The following is a 24,888-nucleotide window of genomic DNA, read 5'->3' on the forward strand; positions in this document are numbered from 1 at the left end:
TACTACATTTTAGCGTCTAAATATCTTCCTGTTTCTTTATGTCCGAATTCCGGAATCATCTCATGAAATAGCCTTACTATATCTTCTTTAGACCAATAGCCTTGTCCTTTGAGCTTTAAGATTTGTTGTGAGAAATAGTTGAGCTGAACATCATCGTAAGATAAATTATTTTTAATGACTCCGAGATTGTGGAATCTTTCCATATCTAGCATTTCTTCCTTAGTATAGAACTCTTCAAAATCCTTTTCTCCTGTAGTATCACTGCTAGAAAATAAACAAGGCCATTTTTTCTCTTGTATTAAGGTATCAATGCTATCCCTTGCTTCTTCTTCTGTTTGACAAATATGAGGCTCTAAACCTAAATTTCTTAGGTATCTAACAGCAATATCAGAAAAAGTAATTAAGTGTAGATGTTCGCTTAGCTTAGGAAAAAATATATCTCTATTTTCACCTAATAAACAAGACATCAGGCATAATTCTCCAGACTCTTTTGGGACAACAAAATATCGTTTGATGTCATTTGGAGCCGCTATAGGTTGTTTCTTTTGAATACGCTGGTTAAACCCATGAAGCAAAGAACCATCTGAAAAAGCCACATTAGCAAAGCGAGCAGTAGATATCTTTATTTCTGCACTTCTACGCATTAAAAACATTTCCATAATTCTTTTAGAAGCTCCCATCATATTGGCAGGATTTGCTGCCTTATCTGTTGAAACGCAGAAGTACTTCTTAATACCTTTTTTTATACATTGTTGTAGAGTTTTTTCGGTATTAAAAATATTTACCTGTATCATACGCATTAAAGTGTATGGGTCTTTCTCGCTCCTCACATGTTTTAATGCCGATAAATTAAGAACATAATCATAATCACCATCGGCTTCAAAAAATGCATCATATTCTATAGTTCCAATATCAAGCGCAAAAGTTTGAAAATCACCGGATATATAACCGTAGGAACTTCTGATGTCTCTTACTAATTCAACCATGTTGTTTTCACTGATATCAACAACATGTAGCTTTAGCGGGTTTCTTTTGAATATTTCTTTCGTAACAGCTTGCCCAATAGAGCCAGCACCACCAATCACTAAAAATTTAGATTGGTTCACTAGCTCAACTAATTCTTGATTATAGTGAGTTATATCCTGATTAAATAATTCTTCTCTTCGGCCAATTAATTCTAAAATATCCATCTATATGAAGTAATCATTACATAATTTCAAAACTTTAAAGATTATAGTTTGAAACAACCATTAAAACTAATGTTTTTATATACAAATTTTGATAATGATTTAAAATAACAAAATTAGGGTTCTAATGAAAATAATATTATATGAAAAAGCAGTGTTCTATTAGAAGAAAACACTGCTTAGTATGTTATATAAACAATTAACTAGATTGAAATTAGGTTAAAAAAGCGACATTACTTCAATAAATTCATTACACCTAACATAATGGCACCAAAAGACGCTAAACCTGATATCAAGCCAACGGTTTCTGCTGGTGTTAACTTACGTTTTTCTTCTGCTTTTGGCACAAAAATCTCTGCTCCTGTTTTCACTAATGGATAATTATTAAATAATAAAAATCTTTTGGTACTTCTTACAGAGCCATTGGCATAAATGATATAAGAACCTTTTCTTAATGCTTTTTGTGAAAAACCGCCTGCATTATTTACATATTGCTTAAAGCCTCTTGATTTAGTGTAAACCACGGTATTTGGTGATAATACCTCGCCACTTACTTTAACAGTTTGTAGTTCTTTAGGTATAGAAATAATATCGCCTTCTTCTAAGAACAAATCATCTCTTTTTCCTGGCTTATCTAAAATGGTTTCCAGATTAATGCCTACAAAATTATTTCTAGCTACTTTATTTTCTATTTCTACAGCAGTGCTATCTTTAGCTTCTTTTTGTACTTTTTTAAATTGCAATAATTTTTGGTCTTCTTTTTCTTTGTCTAATTGGGTATCCATTCTCCCTTCTCTTTTCAAAGAAGCGCCTTCTGCATAGGCTAATTCAGTTAAACCACCCGCTCTGGTAATTAAATCAGAAATACGTTCGTCTTTACGGGTAATGCTATAGATACCAGGATATAAAACTTCTCCCTCAATACGTACTTGTTTTTGTACTTCATAGCCTGGTAAAGAACGTACCGTAATGATATCAAAAGGTTTTAAAATGAATTTGGCAGCTACTAAACTCAGATTTTTATTCACCTCTACCTGAAATACCTCTGCTGTTCTGGCTGATGCTGAAGCTGCTGCTTCGCCACTATTGACTACCCTTCTGGAAATTTCTATTCTTTGCGGACTAGCAGATTCTTTAAAGCCTCCAGCTTGAATGATTAAATCCTCTAAGCTCATATTCTCTGCATAAGCAAAAGAACCTGGTCTTCTAATTTCTCCATCTATACTTACTGCATATTCTTCTCTTAGCTCAAAAATGGAAGATATGTTAATAACATCTTCTCTTTTAAGCGTAATATCTGCAGCTTTACCATTCATGACCTTTCCTAAATCAAATGACAATAATTGGGTCTGATTATTGGGTAATAATCTGGTGATGTATGCCCTATTCATGAACGCATCTTCTTTTAACCCTTCTGCTTTTTCTACCAATTGTTTTAAGGTTAAACCTGATGTTAGTTCGTATTCTCCTGGTCTAAAAACTGCTCCAACAATAGATACTCTGTTTTCAAAACGGTCTAATATCTCATTTACGAAATATTTATCTCCGCTTTCTGGTTGGTAAGCAGAAAAAGCATCGGCAACAATATCTGCTATTTTACGCTCTGTGGCTGTATTTTTTAATACTTTGATTCTGGCTTGATAAGCTCTTTCTGTAAAGCCGCCTGCAAAGTTTAATAAGTCTTTTAAATCTTCGCCATTTTTCATCTCGAAAATAGCTGGACGTTTAACTTCTCCTACAATTTCTACCCTTTTCTGATAAGTAGGTACGCGAATGATATCCTGATCTTGCAAGCGGATATTGTTTTTTAAATCTCCTCTTAACAAGAAATCGTAAACATCTAATGTGCCTACTTTTTTTCCGTTTCTAATAATTTCAATATTTCTGAAAGAGCCATTATCCGTTGGACCGCCAGATGAATATAAAGCATTAAAAACTGTTGCTAGAGATGGTAAGGTATAAGTTCCCGGTTTGGTAACTTCACCTGTTAGGATAACTTTAATGCTTCTGATATTACCAATAGCAACGCTAAGTTTGGTATTACCCGTTTGTAACCCGCTATAGATAGGCGAAAGTTTGTTTCTTATTCTTGAAGTAGCGGCTTCTACCGTTAAGCCACCAACTTGTACTATACCTGCATAGGGAATATTGATCGTACCTTCTGGACTTACCGTTAATTGATAGCTAACTTCAGAATAGCCATAAATATCAATCAATAATTGGTCGGCTGTACCAATCACATAATTTAAAGGCGTAGCTAATCTTAAATTAGGCTCAAAAGTGGTTGCTGCATTAGAAAATAACTCTTTACCAAATATTTTAGATTTTAAAGCTTGTAAAGCAGCATCTGCCTCGGTTTCTGTTTTTTTATCGTCTGAATTAGAAATGTCTTCTACTTCGCCTTCAAAACTTCTGCTTCTGCTACCATCTTTTCCTTTTACAGTAGCATCTGTAGTGCCCGTTGCTGAGCTTTTGCTGTTTACAGCATTTACTCTTGCTCTTAGTTTTTGGATTTCTGATGGTTGCATGCCTCGGGCAGCAGCCATTTGCTCTAATTGTGCTTCTGATAATCCGGATGACTCTAATTGCTTGATAATTTGCTTGATTTGTTCATCTGTTAGCTCATCTACACGAACATTAGAAAAATTCTGTTGTGTGATGCTTTGTGCTAAAGATGGCAGAGCGTTAAATGATAGAATAAGGAAAATGAAGTATATATATATCTTCTTGATATTCATGTTTAATTTTTCTTTTAAGCTTTGCAAAATTATCAATTTGTTTATATTATTTTCTATTTGTTTTTTCCTTCGCCTGCTTGCCTCCGACAGGTAGGCGCTCAGGGTGACAGTATTTTGTCATGCTGAGCGGAGTCGAAGCATTTTTTTGAGTACCCTTCGACTCCGCTCAGGGTGACATTCCCTTCGACTCCGCTCAGGGTGACATCCCCTTCGACTCCGCTCAGGGTGACATTCCCTTTGACTCCCCACTTCGACTCCGCTCAGTGTGACAGTATTTTGTCATGCTGAGCGGAGTCGAAGCATTTTTTGATTCCCCTTTGACTCCGCTCAGGGTGACATTCCCTTTGACTCCGCTCAGGGCGACATAACTCAAGGATACATGATTAAAGGCTTTATACCATAATCTTTTATTTAATCATTTATTGAAATTATTAGCGCTACTTTGATTTTTACAAACCGCTAGCTCCTTCAATTTCATCCAATTATTTTCTATAATCGCTTCTTTCTTTTTTCTAGTCCAGCCTTTTATTTGCTTCTCAAAAGCAATTGCCTGATTTATTTCTGTAAAATCTTCACAGAAAACTAACTTAACTGGTCTTTTATTATATGTATAAGCATTTTTATCTTCTCCCGATTGATGCTCTTCTACTCTTCTTTCTATATTATTTGTTACACCCGTATAATATGAATGATCTCTACATTTTAGTATATAAACGTAATAGTATTTCATATTAGTTATTTCATTTTAAAACTTATCCTTCGACTCCGCTCAGGATGACATTCCCTTCGACTCCCTGCCTACCGGACAGGCAGGCGCTCAGGATGACATTCCCTTCGACTCCCTGCCTACCGGACAGGCAGGCGCTCAGGATGACATTCCCTTCGACTCCCCACTTCGACTCCCCACTTCGACTCCGCTCAGTGTGACAGTACTTTGTCATGCTGAGCGGAGTCGAAGCATTTTTTTGATTCCCCTTCGACTCCGCTCAGGGTGACATTCCCTTCGACTCCCTGCCTACCGGACAGGCAGGCGCTCAGGATGACATTCCCTTCGACTCCCTGCCTACCGGACAGGCAGGCGCTCAGGATGACATTCCCTTTGACTCCCTGCCTACCGGACAGGCAGGCGCTCAGGATGACATTCCCTTCGACTCCCCACTTCGACTCCGCTCAGTGTGACAGTATTTTGTCATGCTGAGCGGAGTCGAAGCATTTTTTTGATTCCCCTTGACTCCGCTCAGTGTGACAGTATTTTGTCATGCTGAGCGGAGTCGAAGCATTTTTTTGATTTCCCTCCGACTCCGCTCAGGGTAACATTTTATTCAACTATTCAAAGTAATTCATCGTTTGGTAGCCACCATCTTTCAGGTATTGATCTTTTTTAGTTTGATGTAAATCAGACGCTATCATATCCTTAACCAAAGCAGGTAAATCATATTTTAATTTCCAACCTAATTTTTCTTTAGATTTTGTAGGGTCTCCTAATAACAGTTCTACTTCTGTAGGCCTGAAATATTTAGGATCTACCTTTACTACAGTTTGCCCTAATTTTAAAGTTTCTAAGTTTAAGCCTAAAGCTGTAGCTTTTTCTTGGTCTACATCTATAATTACGCCTTTTTCATGTTCATCCTTACCACTAAACTCTAGCTCAATTCCCAATTCAGCAAAACTCATCCTTACAAAATCTCTTACTGTAGTGGTTACACCAGTAGCAATAACGAAATCTTCTGGTTTTTCTTGTTGTAAGATTAACCACATGGCTTCAATATAATCTTTAGCATGTCCCCAATCTCTTTGGGCAGATAGATTACCCAAGTATAAACAGTTTTGTAAACCCATGGCAATCTTAGCTGTTGCTCTGGTAATTTTTCTGGTAACAAAAGTTTCCCCTCTTATTGGACTCTCATGATTGAAAAGAATACCATTACAAGCAAACATATCATAAGCCTCGCGATAATTCACTGTTATCCAATAAGCATACATTTTTGCAACTGCATAAGGCGAACGAGGATAAAAAGGCGTAGTTTCTGATTGAGGAACTGCCTGAACCAATCCGTAAAGTTCTGATGTTGAGGCTTGATAGATACGTGTTTTCTTGGTTAAACCCAATAATCTTACAGCTTCTAAAATTCTTAGGGTACCAATACCATCAGCATTAGCGGTATATTCAGGAGTATCAAAGCTCACTTTTACGTGGCTCATGGCTGCCAAATTATAGATTTCATCTGGCTGAATTTCCTGAATCAACCGGATTAAATTGGTAGAATCTGTTAAATCTCCATAGTGTAGCTTTAGTTTTATTCCCTGTTCATGAGGGTCTTGATATAAATGGTCTATTCTATCGGTATTAAAAAGCGATGATCTTCTTTTTAAACCATGAACCATATAGCCTTTTTTCAACAGGAATTCAGCTAAATAGGCTCCGTCTTGACCAGTAATACCTGTTATTAAAGCAACTTTCATTTATTTATTCTTAATATATTAAAATGGAATGTTGGGATGTCTTTTTTGGAAAATTGGAATGTCAAATCTTCCCTTTAAAAATTCATTATCCTTAGTTCCGTTTATTTTCCTATTTGTATTTATCTAGTTTGGAATGTTGGAATGTTTTCTTTGGAAAATTGGAATACCAAATCTTCCCTTTAAAAATTCATTATCCTTAGTTCCGTTTATCTTACTATTTGTATTAATCTAGTTGGAATGTTTTTTTTTTGGAAAATTGGAATGCCAAATCTTCCTTTTAAAAATTATTTTCCTTAGTTCCGTTTATTTTACTATTTGTATTTATCTAGTTGGAATGTTTTTTTTTGGAAAATTGGAATGCCAAATCTTCCTTTTAAAAATTATTTTCCTTAGTTCCGTTTATCTTACTATTTGTATTAATCTAATTGGAATGTTGGAATGTTTTCTTTGGAAAATTGGAATACCAAATCTTCCCTTTAAAAATTCATTATCCTTAGTTCCGTTTATTTTACTATTTGTATTTATCTAGTTGGAATGTTTTTTTTTGGAAAATTGGAATGCCAAATCTTCCTTTTAAAAATTATTTTCCTTAGTTCCGTTTATTTTCCTATTTGTATTAATGTTTTTTTTTGGAATGTTGGAATGCCAAATTTATCCTTTTAAAAATTATTTTCCTTAGTTCCGTTTATTTTCCTATTTGTATTAATGTATTTAATTGGAATGTTGGAATGCCAAATTTATCCTTTATAAAAACTATCATCCCAAGTTCCATCTTTCATTTTCTTTTGTAACGATTTTATTAATTGTATTAGAGCGTTTTCTATTTTATAATGCAATTGATCTAATTTTTCAAAATCACTTTTAATTATTTGATTAGCTTTTAAGAAACTATAAATACATGAATGGTATTCTCCACTGGATCCTAAAGCTATATTTAAAAATTGCAGATATTCTTTAATACTTCTTCTGCAATAACCTTCTGCAATATTTCTACTTATACTATGTGCACTATCAATGCAATTACTTGCTGTTTTTTTTAACTCAAATGGGAAATTTGAAATTATTTCACATGATATCGCATACAAATCAATAGCATCACTCCAGACTCTTAACTGTTTATAACCTCTATTAATATTATTACGTTCCAAGTTATTATTAACGTTTTATGCTTTCTTCTTAAAACTCATGGTAGCAGAACAAAATCTTTCCAAATTCCAGATTATACTACATTTTTGTTCCATTCCAATATTCCAAAAAATTACAAAATCTTACCCTCAACAATATCCATTAAATATGTGCCATAACCACTTTTTACTAATGGTTTTGCTAAGGAAGCTAGTTGTTCTTTATTGATAAAATTCATGCGGTAAGCAATCTCTTCTATACAACCAATTTTTAATCCTTGCCTATCTTCTATCACCTGTACAAATTGTCCAGCTTGCATTAAAGATTCAAATGTACCTGTATCTAACCAAGCTGTTCCTCTACTTAAAACTCCCACTTTTAATTTACCTTGTTCTAAATAAACTTTGTTAATATCGGTTATTTCGAGCTCTCCCCTTGGAGAAGGTTTTATGTTTTTTGCTATTTCAACCACAGAATTGTTATAAAAATACAATCCTGGTACTGCATAATTTGATTTTGGTTTAATTGGCTTTTCTTCTATAGATTTTGCATTACGATGCTCATCAAACTCCACAACACCGTAGCGTTCTGGATCATGAACAGGATAAGCGAAAACTACTCCACCATCAGGATGGGTATTGGCTTGCATTAACCTTGCCATTCCATCTCCAAAGAAAATATTATCTCCCAAAACTAAGGCAACCGAGTCATGCCCAATAAATTCTTCCCCAATGATAAAGGCTTGTGCTAAACCATCTGGAGAGGGTTGTACAGCATAAGAAAACTTACAACCTAAATTGGAACCATCTCCTAGTAATTTTTCAAAACCTGGTAAATCGTGAGGGGTTGAGATAATTAAAATCTCATTAATACCAGCTAGCATTAATGTAGAAAGTGGATAATAAATCATCGGTTTATCATAAACCGGCATCATTTGCTTACTTACCGCCAAAGTAAGAGGATGTAAACGTGTTCCTGAACCTCCTGCTAAAATAATTCCTTTCAAGTGTATCCCTTATTTTAATAATTCCGCAAATCTATCAAATTAAGTTTGATAAGGTTGCAAAACCTTTGTTATTTTCAATATTTTATAGTTAAAATTAAAGATGTTTAAACAAACATTCTAGGCGCCTTCTACTTTTTCCTTTAAATCTAAATACCATGCTTCACCATACTTTCTTATCAATGGTTCTTTTAGAAACTCGTATACCTTTACGTTTAAAGCGTCTCCAAAATTACAAGCATCGGCACAAATACTCCATCTATCGTAATGTAAAACATCAAAATCCGGATAAGCGGTTATCCTTATAGGATATAAATGGCAGGAGATAGGTTTTTTCCAATTCACTTTACCTTCTTCGTAAGCTTTTTCTATAGCGCATTTGGTAATTCCGTTTTCCCAAATCACATAGGCACACTCTTTATTGGTGTCTACACATGGTGTGGTATAATCGCCTTCAAAATCTTTTACAGATGTACCCACTTGCTCTACAGTTTCAATACCTTTAGCTGTCATGTAGGGTTTAACCTGAGGATAAATCTCGTCTAAAATAGCCAACTCATGCGCTTCTAAAGGAGCACCCGCATCTCCTTCTATACAACAAGCCCCCTTACATTTATCTAAATGGCACACAAAGTTTTCTTTTAAAACATCTTCATGTACTAAAGTATTTTGAACTTCTAACATATCTCCTTTATTATATCAACCCACAAAATTACTCTTTTTATCCTGAGAAGTTTCCGCTTATAACTTATTTCCCTCTTTATCAACCATGCCTTGCTTTCTAGCTGGATTGCCATACCAAAGCTCAAAATCTTGAACCGCTTTAGTAATTACTGAACCAGCTCCAATAAAAGCATAAGCACCAATATCATGGCCGCAAATGATGGTGCTATTGGCGCCCAAAGTAGCTCCTTTCTTCACCATAGTAGGCTTAAATTCGGCTTTTCGCTCTATAAAAGCTCTAGGATTGATGACATTGGTAAATACTACCGAAGGACCTATGAAAACATCATCTTGTATTTGGACGCCTTCATAAACAGAAACGTTATTTTGAATTTTAACACCGTCCCCAATTCTCACATTTTTACCAATAAATACATTTTGCCCTATCACACAATTTTTACCAATTTTTACGCTTTCGCTGATATGAGAAAAGTGCCATATCTTAGTCCCTTCGCCAATTTCAACAGCAGCATCTATAAGGGCTGTATCATGAACAAAAAATGTTTGCTTATCCATAAAATTCTTTGATAAGTTTAGAAACTTGCTGAATATCTTCTTCTTTCAGTTGATCATGTATGGGTAATGACAAAACTTCTTTGGTTAATTGCTGGGCAACCGGAAAATCTTGATTTAAACCAATATATGCGGGTTGCTGCGATAATACTTTTGGATAGTAAATCATACTTTGAACACCATGCTGCGCTAAAAATTGCTTTAACTCATCTCTGTTTTGATGAACTCTGATGGTAAATTGGTTCCAGCTGTGCTGACTATGCGTTGCTACTTGAGGTAGGCTTATTTCTTCAATTTCTAGAAGTTGCTGTTGGTATAACCTTGCCAAACCGACTTTAATAGCTAAAGAAGGTTTTAAATAGCGTAATTTAACTTGTAAAACGGCAGCTTGTAAAGTATCTAATCTTGAATTTCTACCCACCACTTCGTGTTGGTATTTAGCACTTTGACCATGGTTAGCTATCATCCTGATTTTTTTTGCCAGAGTATCGTCCTGTGTAAAAATAGCTCCTCCATCTCCGTAACAAGCTAAATTTTTTGTTGGGAAAAAGGAGGTACAACTGATATGACCAAAAGTTCCTAAATATTGGTTTTTATACATCCCACCAAAAGATTGTGCATTATCCTCAATGATGTATAATTGATGAGCTTTGGCAATCTCAAGCAATTCATCTACATCAACTGCTTGACCAAATAAATGTACTGCGATGATAGCTTTGGTTCTTGGATTAATGAGCGATTTTAGTTTTGTAACATCTATCTGAAAATATTGCGCATCAACATCTACCAGAACGGGCTTAGCACCTAGCAAACTCACCACCTCTAAAGCAGCTACATAACTAAAGGCTGGAACTATCACTTCATCGCCTTCGCCAATATTTAAAGCTCTTAATGCTATTTCTAAAGCATCGGTGCCATTAGCACAAGAAATACTATGTTTGATATTTAAAAACTGAGCAAGCTGATGTTCAAATTCAGTTACAGCTTTGCCTTTTATAAAATCTCCTGCCTGTAAAACAGCTTGCATAGCCTCATCATACTCCACTTTCCTAGTGGCATATTCTAGAGGTAAATCTATCATACTTACAGGTTTCATGTTATAATCTTGCATCTACAAAAACTCGTGGAATAATAGATTTAGTATCAAAAATTACCGTTCCGTTCTTTTTAAAACCAGCATAATCTAATGCTAAAAATTGATGATGCGCTACTGCAATAATTACGGCATCGTATTGTTCATCTGCTAAAGTAGGAATTAAAGAAAATTGATATTCTGCCGCCACTTCTTGTGGATTTGCCCAAGGGTCATAAACATCTACTTCTAAACCAAATTGCTTCAATTCTTTATAGATATCAATTACTCGAGTATTTCTAATATCCGGACAATTCTCTTTAAAGGTAAAGCCTAATAAGAGTGCTTTAGCGCCCTTAATGGTATTTCCTTTACTAATTAATAGCTTAATCAATTTATTGGCAACAAACATCCCCATATTGTCATTCACCCTTCTTCCAGAAAGAATAACCTGTGGATGATAACCTAAAGCCTCGGCTTTATGAGCCAAATAATAAGGATCAACACCTATGCAATGCCCACCAACCAAGCCCGGTTTAAACTTTAAAAAATTCCATTTGGTGGCAGCGGCATCTAAAACATCATGGGTATCAATACCTATTCTATCAAAAATAAGTGCCAATTCATTTACAAAAGATATATTGACATCTCTTTGAGCGTTCTCTATAGCTTTTGCAGCCTCTGCCACTTTAATAGATGGGGCTAAATGAGTACCTGCTGTGATGATGGATTGATATAATTGATTTACAAATGTTGCAGTTTTTGGGTTTGAACCCGATGTTACTTTAATAATATTGCTTAAAGTATTGATTTTATCTCCAGGATTAATACGCTCTGGCGAATAGCCAACAAAAAAATCCTCATTGTATCTCAATTTACTATGAGCTTCTAAAACAGGAACGCAATCATCTTCTGTACAGCCTGGATAAACGGTAGACTCGTAAATGACAGTATCTCCGCTTTTTAAAATACTACCTACCATTCTGCTTGCTTCTAAAAGCAATCCTAAATCTGGAGATTTAAAAGCATTTATAGGTGTAGGAACTGTGATGATGAAAACATTGCAAGCAGCAATATCAAGTTGATTAGAGGAAAATTGTAGTTTTTCTGAATCGCTTAGCTCATCAGCGGTAAGCTGTAAAGTTTTATCTTCCCCTTTTTGGAGCTCTTTTATACGTTGTGTATCGATATCAAAACCTAGGGTTGGATAGCATTTACCAAAAGCTGCTGCTAGCGGTAAACCTACATATCCTTGACCAATAACGGCTATTGAAATTTGTTTAGAATCTATCAAAGTTTTACTAAAACAGTAAAATTATAAAATTCTATCAGAAATAGAACCTCTTTACTTTATAATTTGAAGTGCCTGTCTTAAACCTCTGGCATCGCTAAGCTCCATGGTAATGCTACCTACCAAAACTTCTGCTTCTGCTTTTACTGGAATACGGTTTATATCATCGGTTATCCATAAGAATAACTGACTATCTTTTTTAAAGATTCTTCCTGGTGAAATAGATGGTCTAAATTTTAAACATCTTAATTTCCCCTTATTGGTTCTGATCACCTCTTTGCCTAAATACTCTATGGTAAGTGGTGTAACTTCATCGCTTAAGAAATAACGTATGGTAAGTTTGTCTCCCACTTTTACACCAGATAAATCTAAATTTCTTGCAAAATAATAGGCTGATACTAAATCAAATGTTTGCTCTACCGGAGATTTAAAAGTGCCTTTGTTAGCTATAACTTTACGCTCATCTTGATAAAAGCGAGCTTTCTCTGCTCTTCTATAATTTTCTTCCTGAATATTCTCGGTATACAAAAAAGGTACAAAGGTTTTTTTGTTGATATAAGAATCGTACCTGTTACGCACCTTATAAAAAATATCAAAGGTACCTGTAGTTTTACCTTGAACCAATAAATGATAAGTTGGTTGATTATCAAATTTTACATCGGTATCTAAAACTCTTAAAGAAGCCTCTGCTGCGGTAATGAAGCCATATTTAAGTTTATATTTTAAAACCTCTCCGGTATTAAAAGAAGAGCTACTTAAATAAGCTATGTCTTGACCGCTTACTTGCTTAAAGCTTAGTATAGCGATGATGAGGATATATATGTACTTCATGGTTGGCTTCATTATGTAAATCTAATTACGTAAAATATTTCTATTGATTGTATACATGATGATTTACATCCATCTAAAATCAAAAAGCAAACCAAATTAATCCTTTCTCTTGTATAAAGGAACGGTAGAACAAGGCTCTCCGTACATGATGCTTTTTACAACCGGAAATAGCTTTGATGTTAAAGCAACAAAAGAAGCTGTAGGCACATAAATATCGCCACAACCTTTTACCACAATTCTTTGATCTTTGTATTGTTGAGCATCTAACTTCTCTATTTCGCGGTTAAAAAGATAGATTTCTAAATCTTCTAAACTCCCGTATATGATAGTAGACGCATAATCTGCCAATTTGGTTGCAAGCAACATATAAGCCCAAGTGGGCACTATAGCATCTGCAGAACAAGTAATAGCAATATGTTTCCCTGTATATTGCTCCCAGTTGTGGGTTTTGATAAATTCTCTAAAATCTTTTTCCTTTAAAATTAAACCATGGAAAAGATTATCCTTTATATCATAAACCAATCTTTCTCCGGCTGGCTTTAATTCTGCAAGGTCTACAGATACTAAGCCACTTTGAGCAACTTTGTTAACTATATTTTCCTGAATATCCATAATGTAAAAATAAAAAAACCGGAGCCTATTTTTAAACAGACTCCGGTCATAAAATGATGAATTACCGATTAATAGAATTTTGCTCTATAATCTTTAACCTCTGCTTTTTCTCTTAAAACTTCAAATACAGCGCCATCTACTTGTTGAGAAAGTGCTTGCATTAATTGTTCTTTAGCTTTAGCAACATCTTTAAATGCTGGAGGATTGGTAAAGCCTTTAACGGTATAAACATAAACACCAGCTTCACCTTCAATAGCTGAAGATAATTTTCCTGGCTGAGCGCCAAAAATTGAACCTATAACTTTATTCTCTTGAGATAAACCTGGAATTACTGGATTTGCAAATACAATGTTTTCTACCGGAGTAACAGCTTTACCTAATTTTTGAGCTACCTGCGCTAAAGAAGAAGTGCCTTGTAAAGCTTTATCTGCTTTTTCTTTTAGCATTCTACCTTTAACCATATTTTGTACAGCTGGTTCTATTTGCTTCTTAACATCTTCTAATGATAAAGTTCCTTCTGGTTTAATTTTAGTTAAAACAGCAATTACATACTTATCACCAATGTCAAAAATTTCTTTAGAAACATCACCTTTTTCTGCGGTATACACCCAACGCACTAGGCTTCTTGCATCTTCTAATCCTGGAATACTAGCTTGTAAAGGACCAACATCCTCTCCTACTAATTTATTCATTTTCTTAGCTTGTGATGCTGCTTCAAACTCTTTCAAGTTGCTTACTTCGCTTAAGAAAGATTGTGCTTTTTGGTAAGCCACTTGCTCTGTTTGTGAACTTGGCGCTAATGATTTATCAACCACAGCAACTTTAACCACTTTAGAAGAACCAATTTGTTTTTGAACCTCGATAACATGAACTCCAAATTGAGTTTTGATAGTCATTACCTGCCCAACGTTAGCTGCAAAAACAGCATCTTCAAAAGCTGGCACCATAGCACCGCGACTGAATGTACCCAAATCGCCACCAGAATCTTTAGAACCATCTGTGCCAAACTCCTTAGCTAATTTTGCAAAATCAGCACCTTTAGCGATAAGATTTTTGATAGAGTCTGCTTTTGCTTGTGCTTTATCAACACCGCCTTCTGCTGCCGGATTGATTAAGATATGACGAGCTTTCACAGAATCTGGACCAACTCTAGTATCTATAAGCTTGGCTACTTTATAAGAGTTTCCAGAGAAATAAGGGCCATAAATATATCCGTTAGGCGCTGTAAACATTACAGAGTCTAATGCTGGCTCTAAAGCACCTTTCTTTTGATAAGTTAAAGGCATTTTAGTATCTGCATTGATAGCAACAAAAAGAGAATCATTGGTACTGGTTCTTAAACCTTCAGTAATTTTATCAATTTTTGCTTTTGCTTCTAAGGTATCTTGTTTAGAAGGTGAAGCATCAAAAGAAACATACTCAAATGTTCTGGTTTCTGTTCTATTTTTGAATCTGAATTTATTTTTATCGTAATACTCTTGGTAATCAGCGTCAGTTAACTTTACCTGATTTGCAGGTATAGAAGCGTAATCCAAAACTACATAATCAAACTTAACCAGTTTGTTTCTGTTGGTAAAATCGTCTTTAGCATCTAAAGAATTGGCGTAAACACCATTTTTAATTAGGCTTAAATATTTTTGGTTGATACGCTCTTGCTCAACACTTTCTTCTAAAGCTAACCACTGTTTCTCTAACTGACCAGAAGGATCTGTTCCAGCACTTTTTCTAGAGTTGATAGCCGTATTTCTATCAAAAGAACCAGTTTCAGGATTCGTGAAAATTTGTTGCATTTGTTGAGTAGGGTTATCAAACATGATGTTAAATAATTCTGTATTACCTACAGCAATACCTAATTTTTCTGTTTGCTTTTTCAGAATCACAGAAGACTGCATTTGATTCCAAGTGTTCTCTACCACATAAGACTGCATTTGGGCGTTTAAATTACCTCCCATTTGAGCTTTAAACTGTTGAGAGTTTTGCTCTACACGCTCATTAAAGTCGGTATACAAAATTTCTTCCCCATCTATTACACCTACCTCATTTTGTGCATCCGCAATAAATCCTCTTCCGCTACTAATTGCATCGCCTAAAAGAAATGCTACAATTGCTAAACCTATGGCTATAATAATAATCGCACCAGCTCGGTTACGCAAAAAACCCATGATTCCCATATGATTCTTTATTTATTTTAAATTTTAGAGGGCGCAAGATACAAATTTCAGTAATTAATGCGCAAATTTTATTTATTGGCTTTTTTAAGCTATTTCGGTATAATTTAAGGCGTTGCGGTTGCAGTGCTATCTAAATCTGCATTAAATTGTATGGGGCCGCTACCTTGTTTTATTTCATAATAACTAAAGTCTTCTAATGCCCAGAAGCTAGTACCAGAAATAGTTGCTTGCCCAGTGTTGATACTTACTACCTGATTAGAATAAAACTTCTTTGTATTCTCATCCCAAAATAACTCTTCTGATTTAAATGTCTCGCCTTTCATGTTTTTAGCTACAACATTTCTACGTAATTCTATAGTTTTTTCATGCTCTCTTCTAATAGCATAATCAGAAGTTACAGTACTAGTAGGTTTTAGATTTTCATCGTAAAAAACTACATCAATGCCTTTTGGCATCTCATAATAAGGCTTTGCGGCTTTAAAATGTAATAAAATAGGCGCTTTTAGCTTGGCTTTAACTTTTGTAGAATCGCTATAAATAATTTCGGCTCCTTTGGTGGTTTCTACCTGAACATTTTCATTCAAATCAATAGGTTTGGCCGAATTTAAATCGCTATTGCAAGCTGACAAAAAAAAGCCACAAACACCAATAAACAGAAAAAAAGAGATTCTGCTTAACATTTTTAGTCGTATTTATATTTCTGAAACCATCTATCGTTGATGGTAAAACCTAAGCTGATATTATAAAAATTTTCTTTGATGAGGTTGTTATCAAGTGTACCACGCGTTCCAATCTCGCCAGAAACATTTATTTTATAGAATGCAGACCTATTTGAAACTAAAGGTAAACCTAAACCAACATTAATACTTTTAACATCTATTTCGTTATTGTTAATCTTCACGTAAGATTTATCGTAATTAACACCAAAACGATAATCCATTAATTTAAGGTAATTGGTAACCGCATTAATATTAGGCACTATTACCCCACCAACCGATACGCCCCAAGTATTGTTAAGATTTGGATTATTACCATTGATACGGTAATTAGACCAATTAGACATTCTAAAATCGGCACCAATAAGCCATTTATTCTCTTTCATTAAGGAGATACCTAAAGTATGAGAAGCAGGTAAATTTATTTTCCCTTCACGGTCTAAAACAGAAGAAATAGTGTCTATTTTAAACTCATCGCCAGTAGAAATATTGGTGATATAAGTAAAGGTACTGTTGGTAGTATTGGTATTTAATGATGATTTTAATGATGTATTATAGCCAATGGTTAAAGATGTTTTGGAAGACAAAGCAGCTATATATTGTAAGCCTAAATCTAAAGTTAAGCCACCAATACCATTTCTATTTTCGGTTCTTGAATTAAAAAAAGAAGCAACGTTTTGGTATTGTGCAGAACGGGCCTCTTTCAAACTCCCAAACAAATAAGACATATTAAACCCTAAATTTAGGTTTTTGCCTAAGCCGAAACCATAACCTAAATAAGCTTTAGATACACCACCTTCTCCTCTATAGAAATAATCAACATCTATATCTTCTACTTTGCCTGGTGTTGTAAAAGTATATCCGAAATTGCTATAAGGGATAAGACCAAAACTTACCGCAGATTTTTTATTTACCGGAACTGCAATAACCAAATGCTTCAGCATGGCATTAAAACTATTTTCTGAATCTGAACCTTTTTTTAAGGTTTGGATGTTAGAGCCCACACCGATATCAAAAGTGGTTAATCTTATTTTTGAATAAGAAGCCGGATTGTTTGAGTTGATATTGCTGTATCCGCCGAAGTAACTTACCGCAGCTGATAAATTACCCATTCCTTTATTTTGAGGCATGTAAGTGCCTGTTAAATTACCTAAGCCAAATTTTGAATAAGGCGAATTTATGGTGGATTGCGCAAGAGCTGTAAAAGTAAAAGCTACCATTAAGGTAACCATTAATAAATATTTTTGAGTTTTAATCATGCTGATAGTTAACAACCTTATTTAAACCTATAAGAACCAAATGAGGTTCTGTAAGTATTTGGTGGGCAAAGATGCTATTTTTCAATCTAGTATCAAAAAACGATGCATCACCGCCACATAGTATAATTTTAGTTTCAGGATGTTGATTTAAATAATGATTGATGCATCCTGTAACTTCAAAAATCAATCCGTTTATAACGCCACTTTGTAAAGCTTCTTTTGTTGAAGCTCCGTAAAAAGCGTTGTTATGTTCATCTAAAGTTACTAAAGGCAACTTTCCGGTGAACTCATGCATGGCTTTAAACCGCATTTGTAAACCCGGGGAGATGCTTCCCCCTTTATATTCTTTTTGTTTGCTTATTAAATCGTAAGTGATGCAAGTGCCTGCATCTATCACTAAAACATCTGTATTGCTAAATAAATGATTTGCTCCTATTACTGCTGCTAACCTATCTAAGCCTAATGTTTCTGGCGTTTGATACAGATTTTGAATAGGGATTTTAGTTTGATGGCTAAACTTTAAAACAGGAACGCCTATGTTAAAAGTAAAATCTTGTTTTACCGAAGCGTAAATAAGCTGTTTGATAGCGTGTTTTTGTACTATCTTATTTAAGTCTTCTTCTTTAAGCTGTGCTACTTTTGTAATAGATACTAATTTGTCATCCTCAAAAACTGCAATTTTTGTAAATGTATTACCAGTATCTATGACTAGGTTAGCCATTAAGCATTCACCATTTTTAAGATAGATTCAAATAAAGGCAAGCCATCTTGATTTCCTAAAATAGCATCAGCGGCTCTTTCTGGGTGCGGCATCATTCCAAAAACGTTTCTCCCTGCATTACAAACACCTGCAATATTTTCTATAGAACCATTAGGATTAGCTTCTTCTGTGATATTTCCTACTGCATCGCAATATCTAAATAATACTTGGTCGTTATCATTTAGCTTTTTCAATTCATCAGCATGAGCGTAAAAATTACCCTCGCCATGCGCTATAGGAATATTTAAAACCTGGTTTGGAGCTATTGCCGATGTTACCAAAGAGTTTTGTGTTTGCGCTTTTAGGTAAACATTTTTGCAAATGAACTTTCTGTTGGTATTGTGTAATAAACCACCTGGTAGTAAACCTGCTTCTGTTAAAATTTGGAAGCCGTTACAAATACCCATTACATAACCACCTTTATTTGCGAAAGCAATAACTTCTTGCATGATAGGAGAAAAACGAGCAATTGCACCAGAGCGTAAGTAATCACCAAAAGAGAAACCTCCCGGTAAGGCTATAAAATCTACATTTTGTAAATCGTGGTCTTTATGCCATAAAGGAACTACTTCTTGTCCAAGAATTTTATCGAAAACATAAATTAAATCCTGATCACAGTTAGAACCCGGGAAAACTACTACGCCAACTTTCATTTTTCTTTTGATTATCAGGCTAAAACAGCCTGTAGATTTTAAAAAATTTTATTGAATATACTCGTTAGCAAAACTAACTAAATTTTGATTTTATTTGGCCGACTATCTGTTAAAAAAAGTTAAAGCGCTGTTACACAAACTGGAAATAAACGACAAAACCAATGATGCATAGAAAAAGAGGCTCGTAAAACCACTTTTTATTTGCCTGCAGAAAGTAATATGCCAATAAGGCCGAAACCGGAATTACAGCCAGATGAAAATGATTGATACGGTAATCTGGTTTTAGATAAAAAGTAAAGGCCGCTATGATAAAAATAAAAAACAGCAGCTGAAAAGTTTTTCTAACCTGCACAAAACTTTTGAAAAAATTCTCTCTGAGATGATAAAAACCCAACAGCAAACCAATGGCAATGGGTAATAATACAATGTAATCTTGAAGCTGAATTCTGACAAAAATTGGAAAAGCACTAGTTAAAGGTCTCCAAATGGCGTAAAAAGCAGCTAGTTTATCATTCCAGAAATAGTAGACTCCTAGAAAAAATATGATGGTACAAAAACCCAATATAACGGCTATCCACTCTCGCCAGTTAAAAGGCCTAAAAATGAGTAAGGCTAGCCAGAGTATCAAAATCATCCCGATAAAGGGGAAATAAAAAATGGTGCCTATAGCGGTAACCATGCCTAAATCAAACATGGTAGTTATAAATGCCATGTCTTTTGATGGAGCAAGTATGCGATAAACCATAAAAAGCAAGAAAAAATTGCAAATTAATGGTGGCGATAAAAATAGAAAAGGTGTAAATACACTTGAAGAAACAATATAAACCAAAGCAGGTAAAAATGTTGATTTTCCTATAATATTGAAGGTATTTACAATTCTGTTAAACAATAAAGCTTGTATAAAAACTACAATAGCAGCAAGCGTTACATTGGTAAAAGGCGTAAAGATGGTGTCTGACTGGGAAATTAATAAGCGATTGCCTACTTCAGAAAAACCTGTATTGATGCTTTCTGGTAGTTGAACATACAAACCAATTCTGAGTATATAAACCAGAAAAAATAAGACGAACAGGTTAATAAAATTTAAGCTTCTAAATTGTCCTATCATTATGGCAAATATAATTATTTAGCCCTAATAAGATTTACTGCCTGTAGGTATTCACTACTTTTTCTACAATAGCAGCCGTTTGGTTGGGGAAATCAACTTTAATTTTAAAGTCTTCTTTTATCCAAGTGTCTAAGTAAGAAACAAATTTCTTATTGATATCATTCACCACTGGCACACCCATTAAACGGGCAGCTTCTGCATTACACTCTTGCTCAAACTGGTATTTCATAGGTACTAGCAAAACTTTTTTGCCGAGATATAAAGCTTCTGCAGGTCCTTCAAAGCCACCTCCGGTAAGTAAGCCTTCACAATTTTCTAAGCTCTTGTTATAATCATTGTTGGTGATAGGTTTTACCCAAACATTAGCATATTGATAAGGCGTTTTTTGATGCTTACTAAATACATGCCACCTTACTTTAGGAAATAGATGAAGATATTTTACCAGAATCTTATCATCAACAGCAGGCAGATAAACAGTGTAATGACCAAAATTTTTGGGGTTTAATGCTCTTATTTCACTTCTGATAACGGGGGTATAGATAAAATCATCGTAAGGTTGAAAATGAAAACCCACATGATCTGTTGTTGGGGCATAATATTTTAAAATCCACTCGGCATATAAACCTTTTTTTAGTGGCCTAGGAGTTTTGTCTGAAATAAAAGCAGCTTGATGACTTAAAGATACGCTGCGCTTACCCTGTAATTTACAAGCCCAAGCGGTTAGGGGTTCAAAATCGTTGATAATTAAATCGTAATCGTTTAAGGGAATACTACGCATATCTTTCCAAAACCTGCGTAAATTCATTAATTGATAAGATTTCCAATGGTCTACCCCACCTTTTTTTCCAAATACAAAACTAAAACCATGAAACTGATACTTCACTTCTTGCTGTAAAGTAATATCAGCTTGTGTACCGCTAACAAGAATATCTAATTCGCCATACTGCTGTAATAATGGCACAATTTCTTTTGCCCTGCTGATGTGGCCGTTTCCGGTTCCTTGTATAGCGTAGAGGATTTTCATAGACAGTATAGCGTATTGAGTAGTGGGTATGGAGTAGTAAATATTACGTAGTGGGTATTGAGTATGGAGTATGGAGTGAATTTCATCGATGATAAAAATAAAATTTAAGCTACACTTTGTGTGAATTTTTTAAATAATTCTTTAATATCCATTTTAGATTGGGTGTCTTCAAACTCGTCTTCTTCTTTTTCTGTGTAAGCTGCCCCATCGTATTTATAAATGCTCCAATTGCCATGATGGTATTCTAAGGATGTTAAACTTTCTACCCAATCGCCAGAATTGAGATAGGTTACTTGCCCTTTTTCATTTTGGATATTTCGCATTTCTGCATGGTGTATATGCCCGCATATTACGTATTGATAATTTTTCTCGATGGCTAAATCGGCAGCAGTTTCTTCAAACTGATTGATGAATTTTACGGCTTCTTTAACGCTTGCTTTTATTTTTTGCGAGAAACTGTATTTTTTTCTACCCATTTTTACTAAACACCAATTTACAAAGCTGTTGATGAGGATAAGTGTATCATAACCTACAGCGCCTAATTTTGCTAACCATTTAGAATGTTGCATGGTTACATCAAAAATATCGCCATGAAAAAACCAGACTTTTGCCCCATCCACATCTAAAACCAATTTATTTAAAAGTTGAAGTCCGCCCATGTTAAAATCTGTAAACTTACGTAGCATTTCATCGTGGTTACCGGTAAGGTAATACACCGGAGTTCCATCTGTTACAAACTTTAGAATTTTTCTGATGACTTTGGTGTGCGCCTCTGGGAAATAGGATTTACTAAACTGCCATATATCAATAATATCCCCGTTAAGGATTAAAATTTTAGGGTTTACGCTTTTTAGGTACTTCAATAATTCTTTGGCATGGCAGCCATAAGTTCCTAAGTGAATATCAGAAATTACCAGAATATCTATCTCTCTTTTTGGCATATCCTAAGGAATTTAATCTTCTTCTTCCTCTATGCGTAATTCAAAAGGACTGAAATAGAAGATAATGACTGCTAAAAGTGCTATAGCAATTAAGAAACCATCATAGATATGTATCATACATCGTTGTTTTTTCAAAGTAACAATACTAAGATTAACAACAAGTTAAGTAGTGATTAAGTTTAGTTTTTTGAGTAGAAAGTTAAAGGTAGAAAGTACAGAGTATAAAGACCCTAAATTCGGATATTTAGGAGCTACTCTTAAATAATTTAAAGAAACCTTTGTACGAAACAGCAATTTTTAATCTACAACTGCTTAACATGATGTTTAGTATGTACCACCATAAAACGCAGCCAATTTTTAGCGTCTAAATAACCTAATCTAGGATGTTTAATTTTATAATGGGTATCAAAATTTTTAAAATCTGCTTCTAAAGCGGGTAGTTTTCTTTTAAGATTGATGATTTGATTTGCAGCATCTTCTAAACTGATACGCTCTACCTTAGCAGCAACAGCTTCTGGGGCTTTAATCTTACCTGGAGGGAAAACTCCGAAAAATAAAATGAGTCTAACTCGCCAATCGGGTTTATTGGTTTTAATATGAGCAGTTCTGTTTAAGCAATTTTCTGTCGCAATAGCTGCTGTTTTATTTACCCAAATGACATGTGAATAAACTTCTGAAACCGACCAAACATTTGCCTCTGGCTTAGCAAAAAAATCATCTTCATGAATAGCTTTTAGGTATGCCAGGTAATAATCTAACAGTTTATGTAATGATTTAAAATTTGCTCTTACACTCATAACAAAGCTTTTAGTTCTGATAAATGATTGATATGCACATCAACATCTTCGGGTATGGTAAGCTTATTTGGATTAAAATAAATAGCATCCATACCTATATTTTTAGCCCCTCTTATATCGGCTTCTATGCTATCACCAATCATGATACTCTCATGGACAGCGCCACATGCTAAGTTTAAAGCATGTTGAAAAATAGCCTTATCCGGTTTATTGATTCCTACTACTTCTGATATAATGATATTCTTGAAATAAGGCTTCAAATTGGTATTTTCTACTTTATACTCGGTAGATTCTTTAAAACCGTTAGATATTAGATGTAAATGATATTTCTCATGCAGATAGGTTAAAACCTCATGCGTATGAGGAAACAAATTGGTTTTGGTAGGACAAATACGTACATAATCATCCTCGAAAGAGATAGGTACTTTAGTTTCATCAATGCCTAAATCAATAAAAGTTTTTCTAAAACGTGTTTCTCTGAGTTCTTGTTTTGAGATTTCTCCTAAATGGTATTTAGCCCATAACTGATGATTATTAGCCGTATAAGTTTCAATTAAAATATCGGGGGAATGTAAGCCCAATACTTTTAATTGATGATGATGGTATAATTCATAAATGGTTTCTTCTGCATTTTTATCAAAATCCCAAAGGGTATGATCTAAATCGAAGAAAATATGTTGGTATTGCATGTTCAGTTGTCGGTTATCAGTTGTCAGTTGCGGGTTATCAGTTGTTGGTTTTCAGTTATTAGTTGCGGGTTATTAGTTTTATTATTTTGGGGTAAGTGATGCGTAATATTTTATAAATCCACTTAACAATTTTCTTGATTTTTGTAATACTTCTAACTTTCTTTCTAAGCTTTCTTGATTAATAAAGCCAAGATCATAAACTAAGTATAGCTGCGTTTCGAGCTCATATAAAGATCCTCGGGCGATATAAAAAAACCTAATAGAATCCTTTTGAGTTTCTCTGCCGCACCCTTCTGCTATATTAGACGGAATGGATATCGCCGCTCTTTGAATTTGTGAAATAAGTCCGAACTTTTCAGAATCTGGAAATAATCTCGTCATTTCATATATAACTTTCACCAAATATCTAGCTTCTTTCCAAACTTCTAAATCGGTATAATTCATTATCTCTTCAAAAAATTATTTTACGTAATAAAAAAGCTTCGCCAAAATTCAGGAACTGGAAACTGTCAACCGGCAACCGGCAACTGATAACCCATTACACTTTTTCTCCAAAGGCTAAATCTCCGGCATCACCCAAACCGGGTACAATATAAGCTTTGCTGGTCATCTCTTCATCTATAGCTCCTAACCAAAGTTTGGCTTTTGGTAAATGAGCTTTTACATGTGCTACACCAACCTGGCTGGCAATGGCCGATACGATATGTAAATCTTTAATCTTATAATTTGCCATCAATTCTTTGCAACAAAGTACCATACTTTGGCCAGTGGCCAACATAGGGTCGGCAATAATTAAAGTTCTTCCATCTAAATCCGGAGTAGAGAAATACTCCATTTTTATGATGAAACTACCATTCTTTTGCGTTTTCCTGTAAGCAGCAATAAAAGCAGAATCGGCTTTATCAAAATAGTTCAGTAAACCTTGGTGTAAAGGTAAACCGGCTCTTAAAATGGTTGCTAAAACAGGCTGATTTTTAGTTAAATTTATATTGGCCAAGCCTAAAGGTGTTTGTACTTCAAACTCTTCATAAGTGAGCGTTTTGCTGATTTCGTAAGCAAAAATCTCCCCTAAACGTTCCATATTTCTTCTGAAACGCATGCTATCTGTTTGTACATCTACATTTCTAAGTTCTGCTAAAAAATGGTTAGCTATGGTATTTTGCTGGCTGAGTATGAACATGCTATAAATTTACAATTTTTACCCCTTCCGTT

General features: G+C 34.6%; 24 protein-coding genes. All 24 read right to left on the reverse strand.

Going from position 1 to position 24,888, the window contains the following annotated elements:
- Positions 1-2 precede the first annotated feature (2 nt).
- Entirely contained in the window at positions 3-1,190 is a 1,188-nt protein-coding gene (locus FYC62_RS11675; RefSeq protein ID WP_149075041.1) for a UDP-N-acetylglucosamine 4,6-dehydratase, read from the reverse strand.
- A gap of 230 nt (positions 1,191-1,420) precedes the next feature.
- Positions 1,421-3,925 (reverse strand): SLBB domain-containing protein, encoded by a 2,505-nt coding sequence (locus FYC62_RS11680; protein ID WP_149075042.1) that lies wholly within the window; start codon positions 3,923-3,925, stop codon positions 1,421-1,423.
- A gap of 415 nt (positions 3,926-4,340) precedes the next feature.
- On the reverse strand, positions 4,341-4,655 hold the full coding sequence (locus FYC62_RS11685) for a GIY-YIG nuclease family protein (RefSeq protein WP_149075043.1): 315 nt from the start codon (positions 4,653-4,655) through the stop codon (positions 4,341-4,343).
- 596 nt (positions 4,656-5,251) lie between these two features.
- On the reverse strand, positions 5,252-6,388 hold the full coding sequence (gene gmd, locus FYC62_RS11690) for a GDP-mannose 4,6-dehydratase (RefSeq protein WP_149075044.1): 1,137 nt from the start codon (positions 6,386-6,388) through the stop codon (positions 5,252-5,254).
- Between the two features lie 737 nt (positions 6,389-7,125).
- Entirely contained in the window at positions 7,126-7,536 is a 411-nt protein-coding gene (locus tag FYC62_RS11695; RefSeq protein ID WP_240534721.1) for a four helix bundle protein, read from the reverse strand.
- A 110-nt stretch (positions 7,537-7,646) separates the two neighbouring features.
- Positions 7,647-8,519, reverse strand: coding sequence for a glucose-1-phosphate thymidylyltransferase RfbA (gene rfbA, locus FYC62_RS11700; RefSeq protein ID WP_039448879.1), 873 nt, complete (start codon positions 8,517-8,519; stop codon positions 7,647-7,649).
- A 117-nt stretch (positions 8,520-8,636) separates the two neighbouring features.
- Positions 8,637-9,200 carry a DUF3109 family protein gene (locus tag FYC62_RS11705; protein ID WP_149075045.1) on the reverse strand — a complete coding sequence of 188 codons (564 nt, stop codon included), beginning with the start codon at positions 9,198-9,200 and terminating at the stop codon, positions 8,637-8,639.
- 57 nt (positions 9,201-9,257) lie between these two features.
- Positions 9,258-9,755, reverse strand: coding sequence for an acyltransferase (locus tag FYC62_RS11710; protein ID WP_149075046.1), 498 nt, complete (start codon positions 9,753-9,755; stop codon positions 9,258-9,260).
- On the reverse strand, positions 9,748-10,863 hold the full coding sequence (locus tag FYC62_RS11715) for a DegT/DnrJ/EryC1/StrS family aminotransferase (RefSeq protein ID WP_240534722.1): 1,116 nt from the start codon (positions 10,861-10,863) through the stop codon (positions 9,748-9,750). The genes FYC62_RS11710 and FYC62_RS11715 overlap by 8 nt, the downstream gene beginning before the upstream one ends.
- A complete protein-coding gene (locus FYC62_RS11720) occupies positions 10,850-12,115 on the reverse strand; it encodes a nucleotide sugar dehydrogenase (RefSeq protein WP_205943851.1) in 1,266 nt (421 codons plus the stop codon). The genes FYC62_RS11715 and FYC62_RS11720 overlap by 14 nt, the downstream gene beginning before the upstream one ends.
- A gap of 54 nt (positions 12,116-12,169) precedes the next feature.
- Positions 12,170-12,946 (reverse strand): DUF3108 domain-containing protein, encoded by a 777-nt coding sequence (locus tag FYC62_RS11725; RefSeq protein WP_149075048.1) that lies wholly within the window; start codon positions 12,944-12,946, stop codon positions 12,170-12,172.
- A 96-nt stretch (positions 12,947-13,042) separates the two neighbouring features.
- Positions 13,043-13,558: a DUF2480 family protein gene (locus FYC62_RS11730; RefSeq protein WP_149075049.1), complete on the reverse strand. Its 516-nt coding sequence runs from the start codon at positions 13,556-13,558 to the stop codon at positions 13,043-13,045.
- Between the two features lie 68 nt (positions 13,559-13,626).
- The gene (locus FYC62_RS11735) at positions 13,627-15,720 is read right to left on the reverse strand and encodes a peptidylprolyl isomerase (protein WP_317131491.1); all 2,094 of its coding nucleotides are present in this window, start codon (positions 15,718-15,720) and stop codon (positions 13,627-13,629) included.
- A gap of 113 nt (positions 15,721-15,833) precedes the next feature.
- Complete coding sequence (gene lptC, locus FYC62_RS11740; protein WP_149075051.1) at positions 15,834-16,409, reverse strand: LPS export ABC transporter periplasmic protein LptC; 576 nt, start codon at positions 16,407-16,409, stop codon at positions 15,834-15,836.
- A 2-nt stretch (positions 16,410-16,411) separates the two neighbouring features.
- Positions 16,412-17,704: a hypothetical protein gene (locus tag FYC62_RS11745; RefSeq protein WP_149075052.1), complete on the reverse strand. Its 1,293-nt coding sequence runs from the start codon at positions 17,702-17,704 to the stop codon at positions 16,412-16,414.
- Positions 17,697-18,425, reverse strand: coding sequence for a type III pantothenate kinase (locus FYC62_RS11750; RefSeq protein WP_149075053.1), 729 nt, complete (start codon positions 18,423-18,425; stop codon positions 17,697-17,699). Before FYC62_RS11750 ends, FYC62_RS11745 begins: the two co-directional genes overlap by 8 nt.
- Positions 18,425-19,117: a phosphoribosylformylglycinamidine synthase subunit PurQ gene (purQ, locus tag FYC62_RS11755; RefSeq protein WP_149075054.1), complete on the reverse strand. Its 693-nt coding sequence runs from the start codon at positions 19,115-19,117 to the stop codon at positions 18,425-18,427. The genes FYC62_RS11750 and purQ overlap by 1 nt, the downstream gene beginning before the upstream one ends.
- A 130-nt stretch (positions 19,118-19,247) precedes the next feature.
- Complete coding sequence (locus FYC62_RS11760) at positions 19,248-20,225, reverse strand: DUF6427 family protein (protein WP_149075055.1); 978 nt, start codon at positions 20,223-20,225, stop codon at positions 19,248-19,250.
- Positions 20,226-20,259: 34 nt separating this feature from the next.
- The gene (locus FYC62_RS11765; RefSeq protein ID WP_149075056.1) at positions 20,260-21,249 is read right to left on the reverse strand and encodes a glycosyltransferase family protein; all 990 of its coding nucleotides are present in this window, start codon (positions 21,247-21,249) and stop codon (positions 20,260-20,262) included.
- A 104-nt stretch (positions 21,250-21,353) separates the two neighbouring features.
- On the reverse strand, positions 21,354-22,190 hold the full coding sequence (locus FYC62_RS11770; protein WP_149075057.1) for a UDP-2,3-diacylglucosamine diphosphatase: 837 nt from the start codon (positions 22,188-22,190) through the stop codon (positions 21,354-21,356).
- 302 nt (positions 22,191-22,492) lie between these two features.
- The gene (locus FYC62_RS11775) at positions 22,493-22,987 is read right to left on the reverse strand and encodes a DinB family protein (protein ID WP_149075058.1); all 495 of its coding nucleotides are present in this window, start codon (positions 22,985-22,987) and stop codon (positions 22,493-22,495) included.
- Positions 22,984-23,676 (reverse strand): YjjG family noncanonical pyrimidine nucleotidase, encoded by a 693-nt coding sequence (locus tag FYC62_RS11780; RefSeq protein WP_149075059.1) that lies wholly within the window; start codon positions 23,674-23,676, stop codon positions 22,984-22,986. Before FYC62_RS11780 ends, FYC62_RS11775 begins: the two co-directional genes overlap by 4 nt.
- An 81-nt stretch (positions 23,677-23,757) precedes the next feature.
- Entirely contained in the window at positions 23,758-24,120 is a 363-nt protein-coding gene (locus FYC62_RS11785) for a four helix bundle protein (protein ID WP_149075060.1), read from the reverse strand.
- 94 nt (positions 24,121-24,214) lie between these two features.
- Complete coding sequence (gene upp, locus FYC62_RS11790; protein ID WP_149075061.1) at positions 24,215-24,856, reverse strand: uracil phosphoribosyltransferase; 642 nt, start codon at positions 24,854-24,856, stop codon at positions 24,215-24,217.
- Between the last annotated feature and the right edge of the window lie 32 nt (positions 24,857-24,888).

Source organism: Pedobacter aquae, assembly GCF_008195825.1.
Taxonomy (GTDB): Bacteria; Bacteroidota; Bacteroidia; order Sphingobacteriales; family Sphingobacteriaceae; genus Pseudopedobacter; species Pseudopedobacter aquae.

What these genes read in the sequence shown, in the direction of transcription:
- FYC62_RS11705 (WP_149075045.1), bottom strand. Translation starts at nt 9,200, where the DNA reads ATGTTAGAAGTTCAAAATACTTTAGTACATGAAGATGTTTTAAAAGAA.
- FYC62_RS11745 (WP_149075052.1), bottom strand. Translation starts at nt 17,704, where the DNA reads ATGATTAAAACTCAAAAATATTTATTAATGGTTACCTTAATGGTAGCT.
- FYC62_RS11680 (WP_149075042.1), bottom strand. Translation starts at nt 3,925, where the DNA reads ATGAATATCAAGAAGATATATATATACTTCATTTTCCTTATTCTATCA.
- FYC62_RS11675 (WP_149075041.1), bottom strand. Translation starts at nt 1,190, where the DNA reads ATGGATATTTTAGAATTAATTGGCCGAAGAGAAGAATTATTTAATCAG.
- FYC62_RS11780 (WP_149075059.1), bottom strand. Translation starts at nt 23,676, where the DNA reads ATGCAATACCAACATATTTTCTTCGATTTAGATCATACCCTTTGGGAT.
- FYC62_RS11725 (WP_149075048.1), bottom strand. Translation starts at nt 12,946, where the DNA reads ATGAAGTACATATATATCCTCATCATCGCTATACTAAGCTTTAAGCAA.
- FYC62_RS11770 (WP_149075057.1), bottom strand. Translation starts at nt 22,190, where the DNA reads ATGCCAAAAAGAGAGATAGATATTCTGGTAATTTCTGATATTCACTTA.
- FYC62_RS11715 (WP_240534722.1), bottom strand. Translation starts at nt 10,863, where the DNA reads ATGCAAGATTATAACATGAAACCTGTAAGTATGATAGATTTACCTCTA.
- gmd (WP_149075044.1), bottom strand. Translation starts at nt 6,388, where the DNA reads ATGAAAGTTGCTTTAATAACAGGTATTACTGGTCAAGACGGAGCCTAT.
- FYC62_RS11710 (WP_149075046.1), bottom strand. Translation starts at nt 9,755, where the DNA reads ATGGATAAGCAAACATTTTTTGTTCATGATACAGCCCTTATAGATGCT.
- upp (WP_149075061.1), bottom strand. Translation starts at nt 24,856, where the DNA reads ATGTTCATACTCAGCCAGCAAAATACCATAGCTAACCATTTTTTAGCA.
- FYC62_RS11750 (WP_149075053.1), bottom strand. Translation starts at nt 18,425, where the DNA reads ATGGCTAACCTAGTCATAGATACTGGTAATACATTTACAAAAATTGCA.
- FYC62_RS11760 (WP_149075055.1), bottom strand. Translation starts at nt 20,225, where the DNA reads ATGATAGGACAATTTAGAAGCTTAAATTTTATTAACCTGTTCGTCTTA.
- FYC62_RS11785 (WP_149075060.1), bottom strand. Translation starts at nt 24,120, where the DNA reads ATGAATTATACCGATTTAGAAGTTTGGAAAGAAGCTAGATATTTGGTG.
- lptC (WP_149075051.1), bottom strand. Translation starts at nt 16,409, where the DNA reads ATGTTAAGCAGAATCTCTTTTTTTCTGTTTATTGGTGTTTGTGGCTTT.
- FYC62_RS11685 (WP_149075043.1), bottom strand. Translation starts at nt 4,655, where the DNA reads ATGAAATACTATTACGTTTATATACTAAAATGTAGAGATCATTCATAT.
- purQ (WP_149075054.1), bottom strand. Translation starts at nt 19,117, where the DNA reads ATGAAAGTTGGCGTAGTAGTTTTCCCGGGTTCTAACTGTGATCAGGAT.
- FYC62_RS11765 (WP_149075056.1), bottom strand. Translation starts at nt 21,249, where the DNA reads ATGAAAATCCTCTACGCTATACAAGGAACCGGAAACGGCCACATCAGC.
- FYC62_RS11735 (WP_317131491.1), bottom strand. Translation starts at nt 15,720, where the DNA reads ATGGGTTTTTTGCGTAACCGAGCTGGTGCGATTATTATTATAGCCATA.
- FYC62_RS11775 (WP_149075058.1), bottom strand. Translation starts at nt 22,987, where the DNA reads ATGAGTGTAAGAGCAAATTTTAAATCATTACATAAACTGTTAGATTAT.
- FYC62_RS11730 (WP_149075049.1), bottom strand. Translation starts at nt 13,558, where the DNA reads ATGGATATTCAGGAAAATATAGTTAACAAAGTTGCTCAAAGTGGCTTA.